Annotated in this window: 11 protein-coding genes and 1 pseudogene; 10 read left to right on the forward strand and 2 right to left on the reverse strand. The window is 61.2% G+C overall.

From position 1 onward, the window contains the following. Nucleotides 1–106: 106 nt before the first annotated feature. The 5 genes and pseudogenes from ACTV8E_RS19305 to ACTV8E_RS19325 all read left to right on the forward strand — a co-directional run bounded on the left by ACTV8E_RS19305 (nt 107) and on the right by ACTV8E_RS19325 (nt 5,685). Complete coding sequence (locus tag ACTV8E_RS19305) at nt 107–1,345, forward strand: helix-turn-helix transcriptional regulator (RefSeq protein ID WP_443200526.1); 1,239 nt, start codon at nt 107–109, stop codon at nt 1,343–1,345. A 204-nt stretch (nt 1,346–1,549) separates the two neighbouring features. Next, nucleotides 1,550–2,935 (forward strand): DUF1329 domain-containing protein, encoded by a 1,386-nt coding sequence (locus ACTV8E_RS19310; RefSeq protein ID WP_251837538.1) that lies wholly within the window; start codon nt 1,550–1,552, stop codon nt 2,933–2,935. A 102-nt stretch (nt 2,936–3,037) separates the two neighbouring features. Continuing rightward, on the forward strand, nt 3,038–3,619 hold the full coding sequence (locus ACTV8E_RS19315) for an EthD domain-containing protein (protein WP_251837539.1): 582 nt from the start codon (nt 3,038–3,040) through the stop codon (nt 3,617–3,619). A gap of 121 nt (nt 3,620–3,740) precedes the next feature. Then, nucleotides 3,741–4,787 (forward strand): Rieske 2Fe-2S domain-containing protein, encoded by a 1,047-nt coding sequence (locus ACTV8E_RS19320; protein WP_251837540.1) that lies wholly within the window; start codon nt 3,741–3,743, stop codon nt 4,785–4,787. A gap of 82 nt (nt 4,788–4,869) precedes the next feature. After that, nucleotides 4,870–5,685: pseudogene (locus ACTV8E_RS19325) on the forward strand (enoyl-CoA hydratase/isomerase family protein). Nucleotides 5,686–5,970: 285 nt separating this feature from the next. On the opposite strand, the gene ACTV8E_RS19330 reads toward ACTV8E_RS19325, so the two are convergent. Next, nucleotides 5,971–7,233 carry an OprD family porin gene (locus ACTV8E_RS19330; RefSeq protein WP_443200527.1) on the reverse strand — a complete coding sequence of 421 codons (1,263 nt, stop codon included), beginning with the start codon at nt 7,231–7,233 and terminating at the stop codon, nt 5,971–5,973. 461 nt (nt 7,234–7,694) lie between these two features. Between ACTV8E_RS19330 and ACTV8E_RS19335 the strand changes: the two genes are divergently transcribed. Continuing rightward, nucleotides 7,695–8,822, forward strand: coding sequence for a mechanosensitive ion channel family protein (locus ACTV8E_RS19335; RefSeq protein WP_273538125.1), 1,128 nt, complete (start codon nt 7,695–7,697; stop codon nt 8,820–8,822). On the opposite strand, the gene ACTV8E_RS19340 is transcribed toward ACTV8E_RS19335, so the two are convergent. Then, on the reverse strand, nt 8,809–9,276 hold the full coding sequence (locus tag ACTV8E_RS19340) for a YiiD C-terminal domain-containing protein (protein ID WP_251837543.1): 468 nt from the start codon (nt 9,274–9,276) through the stop codon (nt 8,809–8,811). The genes ACTV8E_RS19335 and ACTV8E_RS19340 overlap by 14 nt on opposite strands. Nucleotides 9,277–9,482: 206 nt before the next feature. On the opposite strand from ACTV8E_RS19340, the gene ACTV8E_RS19345 reads away from it, so the two are divergent. The 4 genes from ACTV8E_RS19345 (at nt 9,483) to dusA (ending at nt 14,242) form a co-directional block, all read left to right on the forward strand. Next, the gene (locus tag ACTV8E_RS19345; protein WP_443200528.1) at nt 9,483–11,420 is read left to right on the forward strand and encodes a DNA topoisomerase III; all 1,938 of its coding nucleotides are present in this window, start codon (nt 9,483–9,485) and stop codon (nt 11,418–11,420) included. 107 nt (nt 11,421–11,527) lie between these two features. Continuing rightward, a complete protein-coding gene (locus ACTV8E_RS19350; RefSeq protein ID WP_443200529.1) occupies nt 11,528–12,514 on the forward strand; it encodes a diaminopimelate dehydrogenase in 987 nt (328 codons plus the stop codon). 154 nt (nt 12,515–12,668) lie between these two features. Further along, a complete protein-coding gene (cynS, locus tag ACTV8E_RS19355; protein WP_443200530.1) occupies nt 12,669–13,118 on the forward strand; it encodes a cyanase in 450 nt (149 codons plus the stop codon). 110 nt (nt 13,119–13,228) lie between these two features. Further along, a complete protein-coding gene (dusA, locus tag ACTV8E_RS19360) occupies nt 13,229–14,242 on the forward strand; it encodes a tRNA dihydrouridine(20/20a) synthase DusA (RefSeq protein ID WP_443200531.1) in 1,014 nt (337 codons plus the stop codon). The last annotated feature ends 72 nt before the right edge of the window (nt 14,243–14,314 follow it).

The raw sequence follows: 14,314 nt of genomic DNA on the forward strand, positions 1-14,314 counted from the left end.
CCTGAACTGCCGTTCAGCGGTCTGGGCATGACCAAGGTCTGCCCAGACCGCAAGCAAATAATAACAACAAGGGGGCTGCAGGCCCCCAATGCCGAGGTGAGCGAGCATGAATTCACAGCAGAGACAATTGCTGGCCCAGGCGGGTATCGGGGTTGAGCAGTACGATGAAATCATCAGCAGCATGTACGACGCTGCACTCGATTCGCTGAGCCTTGGGCGTGCGATGAACCTCATGCGCAACTTGTTCCAGGCCAACTACGTCACGCTGATTCTTCGCGTCTCGGAGGATGCGGTGATGGCGCCGATGATCGTGTCGGGTGAGGTGGACGGCATAGATGATCCCAGTTGCGCAGTCACGTACCTGACCTATCAGAACGAGGGCGCGCCGTTCAACGCCATCGAGCCGGACGTGGTGTTTACGATCGAAGACTTGATGACCTTGGCCGAGTGGTCGAGCTCCACCTACTATCTGATGTACTGCCATCCCCATAGCACCTTCCACATGCTGGGCGTGAATATCGCCACGTCTGAGGGCGGTGTGCTGCGTTTTCGGATCAATCGACCCAAGTCCGCGCCCGCCTTCAGCGAGACGGATCGCCTCCTATGCGAGCTGCTGGTTCCGCATCTGCGTAGAGCGATGCGTTTTTACTCGCAGCTCGATCGCAGTGCGTCGCTGGGTACGTTGTACTCGCAGGCCATCAGTCGCCTTTCCGTGGCCACCCTGGTGCTCGACGAAAATGGCAAGGTGCTTGAGTACAATCCCGTGGCCAGCGAGATCCTGGAAAGCAATGACGGGCTCAAGCTGGTCGGAGGCCGTCTGGAGGCGACCTATCCAAGCGACAATCGAGAGTTGCAGCGGCTGCTGCGTGCAGCCTTCGCGGGACAGAATGTGGAGGGCGAGAGCGCTACGGCTGCGGTATCGATTTCGCGCCCGTCGGGGCAGGTGAACTTCGGCGTCGTGGTCGAGAGCGTGCCCTCCCAGGACCTCGCCGACAGCAAGGCGCGGCCAGCTGTGGTGGTCTACATCCGCGATGCGGCTGGAAGATCCCTGGCCAACACCATGGTAACCAAACAGCTGTTCAACCTGACCCCCGCCGAGACCGCCCTGGCGCTGGAGCTGGCCAACGGTCTGTCGCTGGAGGAGGCGGCCGAAGAGCTGAATATCCGGCGCAACACGGCGCGCGCGCACCTGCGTTCGATCTTTTCCAAAACCGGCGTGCGACGCCAGACGGAACTGGTCCGGATCATGCTCAACAGTGTCATGGCCTTGGGCAGTTCACCCAGCGTTTACGAAAGTTCGGTACCGCGTCCGCAACTCGCGACCTCGGTCAGACGCTCCGCCTGACCTGCACGTCGTCCTCCGTAGTCCGTGCGGACGATGCTGCGCTCCGACGCCCCTGTTGATACTCGATGCACTGCTACACGCAGTTACAGGGGCTGATCGGGGCTACGCCGCCTACGTGTTTTTAATCCAGGCGTTGAAGCCTTCCGGTCCTCCTGTCATTCGAGCCGTGCCGCGCACTGCCGTCGAACCAATAAGGAGAACAATATGCGACGTAAAAAGATATTGGGCCTGGGCCTCGCCAGCGTACTCGCCTTGCAAATCCATTCTGGCCTGGCGCTGGCACAATTGCCGGCGGATCAGATTGCCCGTCTTGGTACGGAGCTGAGCTGCTTCGGCGCCATCAAGGCGGCTAATGCGGAGGGGTCCATTCCTGAATTCAGCGGCAAATGGTTCGGGGCGCCGGATGGCATCGACCCCGAGGCAAGCAGCCACCCGCAAGATCCCTACGCCGGCGAAAAGCCGCTGTTCGTGATCACTGTCCAGAACATGGATCGCTATGCCGAGCGCCTATCCGCTGGCCAGAAGGCCCTGTTCAAGCAGTATCCAGACACCTTCAAAATGCCTGTATACCCTTCGCACCGCGACTTCAGCTACAGCAAGGGCGTGTGTGACGCCACGCTGGAGAACGCGCGCATCGCCAAGCTGGTGAACAATGGCGAGGGCATTGAGGGGCGCGCCGGAGGGGTGATGTTCCCCATCCCGCAATCGGCCGAAGAAATACGCATGAATGCGACCATGGGCGGCCGTTACGCCTGGACCGAGGACTACATCTCCGACAACGCCTACGTCCTGAAGGACGGCAAGGTCAACTGGGGACGGGTGCACTCGCGCAACTCGGCGCCGGGTAACGAACCGGGCAAGGTGATCTACACCAAGGATCTGAAGGCGTCGGCCTACTACAGCAACCTGACCCTCCTGCCGCAGCGCGACAAAGGCGAAGTGAACAACGGGATTCACAGTTGGGATTATGTCGCCAATCCCTCCCAGAGCTGGCGCTACGACCCCGGCACCCGCCGCGTGCGCCAATCACCGGGCTACGGCTACGACATGTCGTTCCCCGGCACCGGCGGTTCCATCACCGTGGATGAGGTGCGGATCTTCAATGGCTCGGGTCAGCGCTACGACTGGGAAATCCTGGGCAAGAAGGAAATGTACATTCCGGCGAACAACTACAAGATTCATTCTAACGAATGGAAGTACGCCGACATGCTCACGCCCAACCACATCAATCCCGACGTGATGCGCTATGAGCTGCGTCGTGTGTGGGTGATACGGGCCACGCTGAAGGCGGGTTACCGTCACCTCTACGGCAAGCGTGACTTTTACATTGACGAAGACAGCTGGATGCCGGTGATGGGCGACAACTACGACAACCGTGGCGAGCTGTGGCGTACCTCCATGCTCAACACCATTCATCTGCCGGAGCTGCAAGGCTGGCAGGCGGGGGTTGGCCTCTACCACGACCTGAATGCCGGAACCTACCTGGCCTTCAACCTCATCAATGAGCAGCGTCGCGGCTACTACCTGAACCGGGGCGGCATCACGCCCAGCGATTTCGGGCCCGAGGCGGCCCGGCGCGCAGGACAGTAAGCGCAGCACTGACGCATGAGTAACCGTCGCGGCGCTCAGCCGCGACTTCATCGGTAACGAACCGTGCGTCGGCGCTCCCCGCGACGGCGTACCGGAGGTTCCTTGAAATACCTGAGCCTGATCCGGCGCCGAGAGGATTTCACTCCTGAAGCCTTTCGGCGCTATTACGAAAACCAGCACGCGCCCCTGGCGCTTGGTTTCTTTCCGCCGCAACTGTATCGCCGCAACTACGCGGATCCGTCCGTGTCGGTGGGGTTCGATTGCCTCTGCGAGTTCGCCTATCCGGACGACTTCGATATCGAGGCGGCCATGGCGACGCCTGCTGGGCCGGCGCTGGCAGAGGACGAAAGCAAGTTCATCGAGCGTGAACGTACCCGAACAGCGCAGGCATCTCTGTTGTGTGGCGAGCCGCTTGCGCCGCGCCCGCTTGCTGAGCGCGAGCTCTGGCTGATCCCGCACAGCACGGTCGACCGCCAGGCGTTGACAGCAGCGTTCCAGAACATCCCGCTGCATTTACGCTCGGCTGCTTGCCTGGAAGAGCTGCAGCCCTACTGGTGCAGCGATTTCCCCTATGCCGCGTTGCTCAGTTTGGAGTCGCCAACAGTCGATGCGCTGCCAGCGGCCTTCTCGGCGCTCGGTGCAATACGTCTGAACGTCGCTTCCTGCGCCTCCGTGTGCAACTGAGCGGTATGGCGTTATGACCTTTGGCCTAGTCCATGCGGAGGATGAATGGCGAGCTGCTGTGCTCGAAGATGCGGGCCAGCAGTACCTGACAGTCACTGGGTTTCATTAGAGGATAATAATGATGACGAAACTCGTAGAAATCAGTGTCGAAGACACGCTCAAACCCTACCGCTATGCCCGTGGATGGCACTGTTTGGGGGCGGTTGAAGAATACCGTGACGGTAAACCGCACACCTTGGAGGCCTTCGGCACCCGCCTGGTGGCTTTCGCCGACACCAAGGGCGATATCCACGTACTTGATGCCTACTGCCCGCACATGGGGGCCGACCTTTCCCATGGCACCGTGGAGGGCGACCGCATCGTCTGTCCGTTCCACCACTGGAAGTACGATGCCAGTGGCAAGTGCGTCGACATTCCCTATTGCAAGCGGATACCGCCGAAAGCCAAGACGCGCAGCTGGCTGACCTGTATCGAGAACGGGCTGGTGTTCGTCTGGAACAATCCTGAAGGCAGGCCCCCGCGCGAAGGCGTGGTGATTCCTCATCTGCCGGAAATGGACAGCGACGAGTGGATCCATGAGTGGAACATCGACACCATGGTGATCGAGACCAACCCGCGCGAGTTGGTAGACAACCTGGCCGATGCGCAGCACTTCGGGCCCGTGCATGGCACGCCGACCACCTATTTCACCAACATCTTCGAAGGCCATATCGGCCATCAGATCTTCCGCGGGGACTCCGAGCGCCTGGGCGGCGGCCTGTCTGCGGACTCGGCCTATTACGGCCCGGCGACGCATTTCACCCGCCTCAGCTCCACCTTCGGCGGCGTCGAGGTGCATGCCATTCTGCTCAACAGCCACGTGCCGATCTCGCCCAATAGCTTCGTGCTGCGCTTCGGCTGCATGGTCAAGCGAGTGGAAGGCATGACCGAGGAGCAGACCCGCGAGGTCGCCAAGCAATACGTCACCGGCAACCGCAACTCGTTCTACCAGGACGTGGTGATCTGGAAGAACAAGATCCGTATCGACAAGCCGGTCCTGGCCGAGAACGACGGCCCGGTGTACCAGCTGCGCGAATGGTACGAGCAGTTCTTCACCGACGAGGACCAGGTGCCGGCGAGCATGGCCGAGCGCCGCGAAATCGTCACGGTTGATCTGCGTCCGAAATGATCAGGCGGTTTGCCCTGAGCGGCCGCTCCTACCTGTCTTAACCGAGGCCCAAAAGGGCCTCCTTGGTTCGGTGACCCGGAACATGCCCCGTTCTCCCGTTTTGCTTGAGCGTAATGGCCATGTCGCCCACATCCGCTTCGCGCGGCCCGAGGTGCTCAACGCACTGAATGCCGAAACGGCTGAAGCCCTGTTAGAGGCCTGCCTGCAGGTCACGAACGATCCTGACGCCCGTGTCGTGCTTCTGAGTGGTGAAGGGCGCGCATTCATGGCTGGGGGCGACCTTCACGAGCTGAGAAAGCAGGGTCTCGATGCCGCCAAGCGCATACTCACGCCGTTGCACCAGAGCATCCGCCTCTTGGATGCCATGCCGTTCCCGGTTGTGGCAAGCGTGCACGGTGCGGTTGCGGGTGCCGGCCTCAGTCTGATGATGGTCGCGGATCTCGCGATAGCCGCCGAAGGCACGCGCTTCAATTTCGCCTATAGCGACATTGCGACATCCTGTGACGGCGGCGCGTCGTGGGCGCTGCCGCGGCTGGTAGGGGTGCGCAAATCGATCGAGATCGCAATGCTCAGCGAACAATTCGATGCTCAGTAGGCACTGAAGCTGGGTTTGCTCACTCGCGTCGTCCCCGCTGCGCAGTTGACGCAGGCAACGTGGAACATGGTGGAGCGCCTCCAGGCACGTGACCCGTTTGCGCTAGCGCACCTCAAGCGGCTTCTGCGGACTTCATTCGATAACTCCCTCGACCGTCAGTTGGAGGCCGAGCGGGAGGCGTTTGTCGAATGCGTGGCACGCCCCGGTTTCCCAGCTGCGCTGGACGTTTTTTTCGAGGCCAAAGCACGACGCAGCGTTCGCCAAGACCAGCTGGCGGCGACAACGGCCTCGACATCGACGTAACGGCGGCTGCGATCCTGGTCGCAGTCGCGCTCCTCATGGTAAGGCCGCTATCCCCGTGATTGCTCGAGCGCCTTTTGCTGACCGAAAAATCCAAAAAACCCAGGCACCTGGCGGTGACTGGGTTTTTTTATGCCTGGTGTTTTGTTTTCCCATACGCCGGGCCGTACGGCACCGCCTTTGCTCAATCAGCACCTGACGGTGTGGTCTTCCGTGAGGAAAAAGCCCGTCGCGCAGACGGGCCAACCCTGCGTAAAGGAATCAAACGCCAAGGAACCGCTGACCGCCTTACAAAATCGACAGCGGGTAGTGAACGATCAAACGGTTTTCATGCAGGTCGAAGCCTGGGCCCACACCGCTATCGCGACGCACGTTGGAGTTACGCCAGCGTACGCTGAGGTGTTTTAGCGCACCTTCCTGGAGGGTGTAGGCCAGCTCGGATTCACGGCCCCACTCTTCAGCGTCCTTGCGGCCTGCTGCGGTATGGATGCTGTCGCCGCTGATGTAGCGGTTCATCAGGGTCAGGCCGGGTATGCCCATGCCCGCGAAATTGTAGTCGTGGCGAATCTGCCAGGAGCGCTCGTTGGGGTTGCCGTAATCGTTGGTGAAGCTGTCGTTGACCAGGGTGCGGCCGCTGGAGCCATCGATACGCATGAACTTGGTGTCGCCGCTGAGCTTTTGGTAGGCAAGGGTGAAGCGGTTGTTGCCGGTCTGGGCCGAGAAGCTGCCTTGGTAGACCTTGTTGTCCAGTTCGCCCGCCTTGGCAGCACCTTCATCCTTGCCGTTAACGTAGCCAAGGTTGGCGCCCAGTACCCAATCACCGATCGGTTGCCTGTGGGTCAGTTGCACGTAACTCTGCTTGTAGATGTCTTCCAGGCGAGCGTGCCAGACGCCGACCAGGGTGTTGTTGTCGTTGAAGCGGTACTCACCACCCGCAAAGTCGAAGGCACTGCTGTAAATGCCGTTGAAGGACATGCGCTCCATGCTGGCGTCGTTGCGCTGGCTGTTACCGTTGAAACGGCCGCCGTACAGGCCTAGCCCATCGATCTCCCTGGAGGTGAGCTGGCCACCTTTGAATGTTTGCGTCAGGGAGCGACCATCGTCAGCCCACAGCACGGGCAGTGCAGCAGCCCACTCACCAACCTTCAGCTCTGTATTGGAAAACTTCGCCTTGGCGGCCACTGCGAGGCGACCGAAGTCATCGGCAGCACGGCCGTCATCCTGTATCGGCAGCAAATCGCTACCGCTGGCGGTGCCGCGACCGCCGTCGAGTTTGACTGCGTACAAACCCAGCACATCAATACCGAAGCCGACGGGGCCTTCGGTGAAGCCCGAGCGGGCGTCGAGGATGAAGCTCTGCGTCCACGCCTCGGCCCGGTCTTGGTCCGTACGAGGGTGCTCGAGGTAGTTGCGGTTGAAGTAATAATTACGCATGCCCAGGTTGACCTTGGCATCTTCGATGAAGCCTGCGGCCTGGACGCCAACCGAGAGGCTGGAGGCCATGACGGCAATGGCAAGCGTGCAGGGAATGAAGTAAAGCGATGCTTTCATTCTTATTGCTTCCTTTTTTCAAGGTGAAAAGCTCCCCGCCGCGCTTGCGGATAGGCGTTTGCAGAGGGGAGGGTGTTGGCTGTTATAAGATTTTTAGTGTTGCTTGCGGCGTTTCAGCATGGCGCGCCTCGGTCAGGCCAACCTGCGCGTTGCGAGGGTGCCGTTGCGGGGCGGGCAGTCTGGGAGGTCAAGTGAGCGGATTCAATTCGGTTAATGCCTTTTTGTGCGATTAACGAACGCGTTAATGCTGACTGAAGACGCCATAAGAACCGGTCTAGAAAAGGGGTTTCGGGCGATGAGGTCATCACGGAGCGTGCGACCGCTCGGCGGACCTTATGCCGGTCTTGACCTCCCGGTTATTGAACTTATCGACCTGAGGGGACCCGAAAAGCTGTGCCTGCGCGTCCGGCCGTTGCCGGAGCAGGCCGGCATTTGGCGTTTTTTCGGGAGAGGCTCAAATAATGAATTGGGATGTAGTGCTGGACGAATCCTTGTGGATTCGGGTCGCCCTGGTACTGGCCGTTACGCTGACCAGTTACGGGGTGCTGCGCGTTGTACTGTCCTTTGTCACGAAGCGGCTGCAAGAGCGTGCCGGGAAATCCAATGGCCGGTTGACGGCCATCGCGGCGCAGATGCTGGCGCGTACCAGCCACTTGCTGCTGTTCGCCTTCTCGTTGTTGATCGGCCTGAAAGTGGTGGAGCTGCCGGAGCGCTGGCAAGCCATGATGTCCCACGGCTGGTTCATTGCCCTGGCGTTTCAGATTGCGCTTTGGGCGGATGTCGGCGTGCGCCTGTGGATGGACAGCCTGACGCGCGATGGCACCGCGCGCAATCCGGTGACGACCACCCTCATCGGCATCATGGTGCGCCTGGTCGTGTGGACCATGATGCTGCTGTCCATCCTGGCCAATCTTGGCGTCAACATTACCGCTCTGGTGGCCAGTCTTGGTGTGGGCGGCATCGCCATCGCATTGGCTGTGCAGACACTGCTAAGCGATGTGTTCGCCTCGTTGTCCATCGGTATCGACAAGCCTTTCGAGATCGGCGATTTCGTGGTGTTTGGGTCGGTGTCCGGCACCATTGAGCACATCGGGCTGAAAAGCACCCGCATTCGCGCGTTGAGCGGCGAGCAAGTGGTCTGCTCGAACGCTGATTTGCTCGGGCAAGTCGTGCACAACTATAAGCGCATGAATACCCGCCGCATCGTCTTCACGTTCGGCATCGCCTACGACACGTCGAGCGATAAGGCGCGTCAGGTTGGCCAACTGGTAAAGCGCATCATCGACGCTCTGGATGAGGTGAAATTTGATCGCGCCCATCTTCTTGCCTTCGATGAAAGCCGGATGACTTACGAGGTGGTCTACATCATGCAGACGGCCGACTACAACCGGTACATGGATATCCAGCAGGAGATCAATCTGGGCCTGATCGACGGGCTCAAGGAAATGGGCGTGCGCTTTGCCTTTCCGATTCGCCGCGTGGAATTCAGCGGTGGGCGATTGCCCGAGGTCAGAGTCGGCGGGCTGCCGATGGAAGCTCCGCCCGCCAACCAGCCAGAGGGGGACGCGCAGCGGCTTACTCGCCGCTAGTTGCGCGTTGCAGTACATACTCGCCGTGTAGCCGCACGGCGTCGGCGCCACCAGCGGCAGGAATGCGGATGTCCAGGTACAGCCGAGCCAAGCCGCGGCGGCGGTACTGGGCGACGAACTTATCCCAGACGTCATCGGCGGGGGCGGCGCAGATGGCCACTGAATCCTCGGCCACCGGCAGTGGGTATTCAATTTGGCCACCCTTAATGACAATGTGCCCCGCGTCCAGGTCGCTTTCTCGCAGGCGCAGCGTCAGCCAGCCCCAGCCGGCGAGCACGCTGAGGCTATACAGGCTGCCCCCGAACATGGTGCCCTTGTGGTTGCTGTTGGCGGCCAGGGGCATGGCCAGTTGCAGTTCATTGCCGTCCCAACTGCGGACCGTCAGGTCCATGGCACGGGTCAACGGGATGTCTTGATGGATTAGGTCTTCAAGGAAGCGGCATTCGGAGGTCATGGTGCGGGCCTGCGTGTGGTACGTGGGCGCATGATCCTCGCCGGTCACGCAAGCTGCAATGTTCTGTCAGTCGGTGCGGCGCAGGCAGCGGGTGGCAATAGAGTCGTCGGCAGGGTGTATGACTGTACATCCATCCAGATAAAGTCCTTGCCTCAACGCGTCCCTCTGCGCATCCTGTGGCCATCGCAACAATCCAGATGGCAGCTATGCGGCTTTTTTTGTGTGAAAAACCTTCCCAGGCCAAGGACATTGCCAAGGTGCTCGGCGCCAGCCGCCGTGGCGACGGGTGCTGGCTGGGTGCCAATGTCACGGTGACCTGGTGCATCGGCCATTTACTGGAAACCGCGCCGCCGGATGCCTATGACGCGCGCTACAAACGCTGGGCGCTGGCTGATCTGCCGATCATCCCGGCGCAGTGGAAAATGCAGGTCAAGCCCAGGACGGCTAGCCAGTTCAAGGCGGTCAAGCGTTTGCTGGGCGAGGCGCGTGAGCTGGTGATTGCCACGGATGCGGACCGCGAAGGAGAGATGATTGCCCGCGAGCTGGTGGAGCATTGCCGTTATCGCGGGCCGATCCAGCGGCTCTGGCTGTCGGCGCTGGACGAGGCGTCGATCCGCAAGGCGCTGGCCTCGCTCAAGCCGGGTGCCGAGACCTTCAACCTTTACCATGCCGCGTTGGGGCGTTCGCGTGCCGACTGGTTGATCGGCATGAACATGAGCCGCTTGTTTACGCTGCTGGGTCGGCAGTCTGGTTATCAAGGTGTGTTGCCGGTGGGGCGAGTACAGACGCCGACGCTGCGGTTGGTGGTGGACCGTGATCGCAGCATTGCGGACTTTGTACCGGTGCCGTTCTGGGCGATCGACGTCGCGTTGCTGGCAGAGGGGTGTGCCTTCACCGCCCAGTGGCGAGCGCCGGACGATGCCTGCGATGAACAGGGCCGTTGCTTGAATCAGGCGCTGGCGCAGGATGCCGCGAACGCGATGGGCACGGCAGCTCACGCCCGGGTGACGAAGCTGCGCACTGAGCGTGTGCGCGAAGCGCCGCCCTTGCCGTTCGATCTGGGCACGTTGCAGGAGGTCTGCTCCAAGAAGCTGGGACTCGGCGCCCAGGAAACCCTGGATATTGCCCAGGCCCTCTACGAAACCCACAAGCTGATTACCTACCCGCGCAGCGATTGCGGCTACCTGCCGCTCAGCCAGCATGGCGAAGCGCCGGCGATTCTGGCAGCCCTGGGACATGCCGATCCGGGGTTGGCCGCGTTGCAGGCGCATCTGCAGCCGCAGCGCCGCTCAAGGGCCTGGAACGATGCCAGGGTCAGCGCTCACCACGGCATTATTCCGACGGCCGCCGCGGCGGGTCTGGAGCGGCTGCAAGGCCGGCAGCGCGCGGTCTATACCTTGATCCGGGCGCGTTACCTGGCGCAGTTTCTGCCCAACCATGAATACGACCGCACTCAGGCGGATTTCGAGTGCGCGGGACAGGCGTTACGCGCCGTGGGCAAGCAGATTGTCGAACCGGGCTGGAAGCGTGCCTTGCCCGAGGCCTTGGCGCCTGCCAAGGGTCGCGAAGCGGTGCAGCCGCAAACCTTGCCGGCGCTGGCCGAAGGGTTGGATTGCGCGGTAACCCAGGTCACGCTCAAGGACCTGTGGACACAGCCGCCGAAGCCTTTCACAGAGGGTGACCTGATCAAGGCGATGAAAAACGTCGCCAAGCTGGTGGATGATCCTTTGCTCAGGCAGAAACTCAAAGACACCACCGGCATCGGCACCGAAGCGACGCGCGCCGGGATCATCCAGGGCTTGCTGGATCGGGGTTATCTGACCAAGCAGGGCAAGGCCCTGGCGGCCAGTCCGGCGGCGTTCAGCCTAATCGATGCGGTACCGCGTGCCATTGCCGATCCCGGCACCACGGCGATCTGGGAGCAGGCGCTGGACATGGTGCAAAGCGGCGAGATGTCGTTAGAGGAGTTTGTCGCCAAGCAATCGGCGTGGATGAGCAAGCATGTGCAGCGCTGTCTCGGTTTGCGTCTGACCATCAGCGGGCCGGCACATCCGGGCGGGCAGGGCAAAGCACCCTGGAAGAAAAAGCGTACCGCTGGCGCTACAAAACGCACGACGAAACCGGGCCGAAAAACAGCGCGTTGAGCGCTCAGGTGCATCATTCGGCCTGGGATGGTGTAGAGTTTCGCGCCGTCGCGCTCAGCCGCTGTGTGCGCCGCGACGGTTTTTTTGGTGAACGAGAACGGGGATTTATGGGCAAGCAGATTCGCATCGGTATCGTCGGATACGGCAACCTGGGGCGCGGCGTCGAGGCCGCTATCGCGAAAAATCCGGACATGACGCTGGTGGGGATTTTTACCCGCCGCGCGCCGGCTGACCTGAAACCGTTGTTCGCGCACACACCGGTGCATGCCATGGCGTCGCTAAACGAGTTCCAGCAGGCCATCGACGTGCTGATCCTCTGCGGTGGCTCCAAGGACGACCTTCCCGAGCAGGGGCCGGCCCTGGCCGCGCTGTTCAATACCGTGGACAGCTTTGACACCCATGCACGCATTCCCGAGTATTTCGCGGCGGTGGACGCTCCGGCCCAGGCCCACGGCAAGACGGCGCTGATATCCATTGGTTGGGACCCGGGCATGTTCTCCATCAACCGCCTGTATGGCGAAGCGCTGCTGCCCGATGGCGTGACCTACACCTTCTGGGGCAAGGGCCTGAGTCAGGGGCATTCCGATGCCGTGCGCCGGGTGCCGGGCGTCAAGGCCGGTGTGCAGTACACGCTCCCTTCGCCGGATGCCATCGAGCGGGTACGTAGCGGTGCGCGTCCCGACCTGTCCACTCGCGACAAGCACACCCGTGAATGCTATGTGGTGCTGGAAGAAGGCGCCGATGCCGCTGTGGTGGAGCAGGCGATTGTGGGCATGCCGCATTACTTCGCCGATTACGACACCCACGTGAACTTCATCAATGAAGAAACCTTGCGCACCGAGCACAACCGCATGCCCCATGGCGGTTTCGTGATTCGCAGCGGCAACACCAGCGAGGCCCATGCGCAAGTGGTCGAGTATTCGCTGCAGCTGGAAAGCAACCCGGAGTTCACTGCCAGTGTTCTGGTGGCCTATGCGCGTGCGGCTTACCGCCTGAATCAGCAGGGCCAGTTCGGCGCCAAGACCGCTTTCGACGTTGCACCGGGCCTGCTGTCGATCAAGTCGCCGGCGCAGCTGCGCGAAGAGTTGCTGTAACGCGACAAGCCGATCGGCTGTTTTAAGGCTGTCTTTCTGGGACTGCGAGTTGCTTGGGATCAATTTTTGCTTTGTACGGGACGGCTATGGTCTCCCGTACCGTTGCTGATCCGTTCAAGCACATTCGGTGTTCAACCCACAGAGGAAGACAGACATGATTTCCAGTCGTGAAGACGTCACCAAAATGATTCTGGCCGCCAAGGTCAGCAAAGGTCTGAAATGGCGGCAGGTTGCGGAAACGCTCGGTTTGTCCAAGGAATGGACCACCGCTGCCTGCCTGGGCCAGATGACGTTTGACAAGGCCCAGGCGGAAGCCGTGGGCGACCTGTTTGGCCTGTCTGACGAAGCCGTGGCCTGGCTGCAGATCGTGCCCCATAAAGGGTCATTGCCCAGCGCTGTGCCCACCGATCCGCTGATCTATCGCTGGTACGAGATCGTCAATGTCTACGGCAGCACCCTCAAGGAGCTGATCCATGAGGAATTTGGCGACGGCATCATGAGCGCCATTGATTTTTCCATGGACATCCAGCGCGAGGAAGACCCCAAGGGCGACCGGGTCAACGTGGTGCTGTCCGGCAAATTCCTGCCTTATAAAAGCTACTGAGGCGACAGGGCTGACCGGCCTGCCGTGGCCGGTCACGGGGCTGCGTTCGATTGCGTCTCTGGCTTCCTGTTAGAATCGCCGCCCGGCAATTCCACACCAGACGTTATCGAATGCACGCTGAACCCGTTTTGACCTCCGCCACAACGCTTCCCTCTCTGTCCCGGCGCTTCTCCGTGGCGCCCATGATGGATTGGACGGATCGGCATTGCCGGTACTTCCTGCGCCAATTGTCCCGCCATGCTTTGCTCTACACCGAGATGGTCACCACCGGGGCGTTGCTGCATGGCGATCATCCCGAGCGCTTTTTGCGCCATGATGAGTGCGAGCATCCACTGGCGCTGCAGCTGGGCGGCAGTCGGCCGGACGAGCTGGCCGCCTGCGCGAAAATGGCCGAGGCCGCCGGGTACGATGAGGTGAACCTGAACGTTGGCTGCCCCAGCGACCGCGTGCAGAACAACATGATTGGCGCCTGCCTGATGGGCCATCCGGCGCTAGTGGCTGAGTGCGTGAAGGCGATGCGCGACGCGGTTGGCATCGAGGTGACGGTCAAGCACCGGATCGGCATCAATGGCCGTGACAGTTACGCCGAGTTATGCGATTTCGTCGGCCAGGTGCGCGAGGCGGGTTGCCGCAGTTTCACCGTGCATGCGCGCATCGCCATTCTCGAAGGCCTGTCGCCCAAGGCCAATCGCGAAATCCCGCCGCTGCGTTATGACGTCGCCGCGCAGCTGAAACGCGATTTTCCGGACCTGGAAATCATCCTCAACGGCGGGATCAAGACCCTGGATGAATGCCGAACCCATCTGCAGACCTTCGATGGTGTCATGCTCGGCCGCGAGGCCTACCACAACCCTTATTTGCTGGCCCAGGTGGATGCAGAGCTGTTTGGTAGCGAGGCGCCGTCGATCAGTCGCGCTGAAACGCTGGCGCGCATGCGTCGGTATATCGAGCGTCACCTGGCCGAAGGCGGCGTGATGCATCACATCACTCGTCATGTGCTCGGCCTGGGTCAGGGCTTCCCGGGTGCCCGGCGCTTCCGCCAACTGTTGTCAGTGGACGTACACAAGGCGCCTGAGCCGCTGGCGGTGCTCGATCAGGCCATTGAGATGCTGGCCGGGCGCTGAGTTAAGTCGGCCTTAGCGGTAATGCAGGGCCGGTGATCTCCGGTCATCAACTTGCTGATATGCTCCAAAGGC

The sequence above is a fragment of the Pseudomonas sp. B392_1p genome (assembly GCF_052245235.1).
Lineage (GTDB): Bacteria > Pseudomonadota > Gammaproteobacteria > Pseudomonadales > Pseudomonadaceae > Serpens > Serpens gallinarum.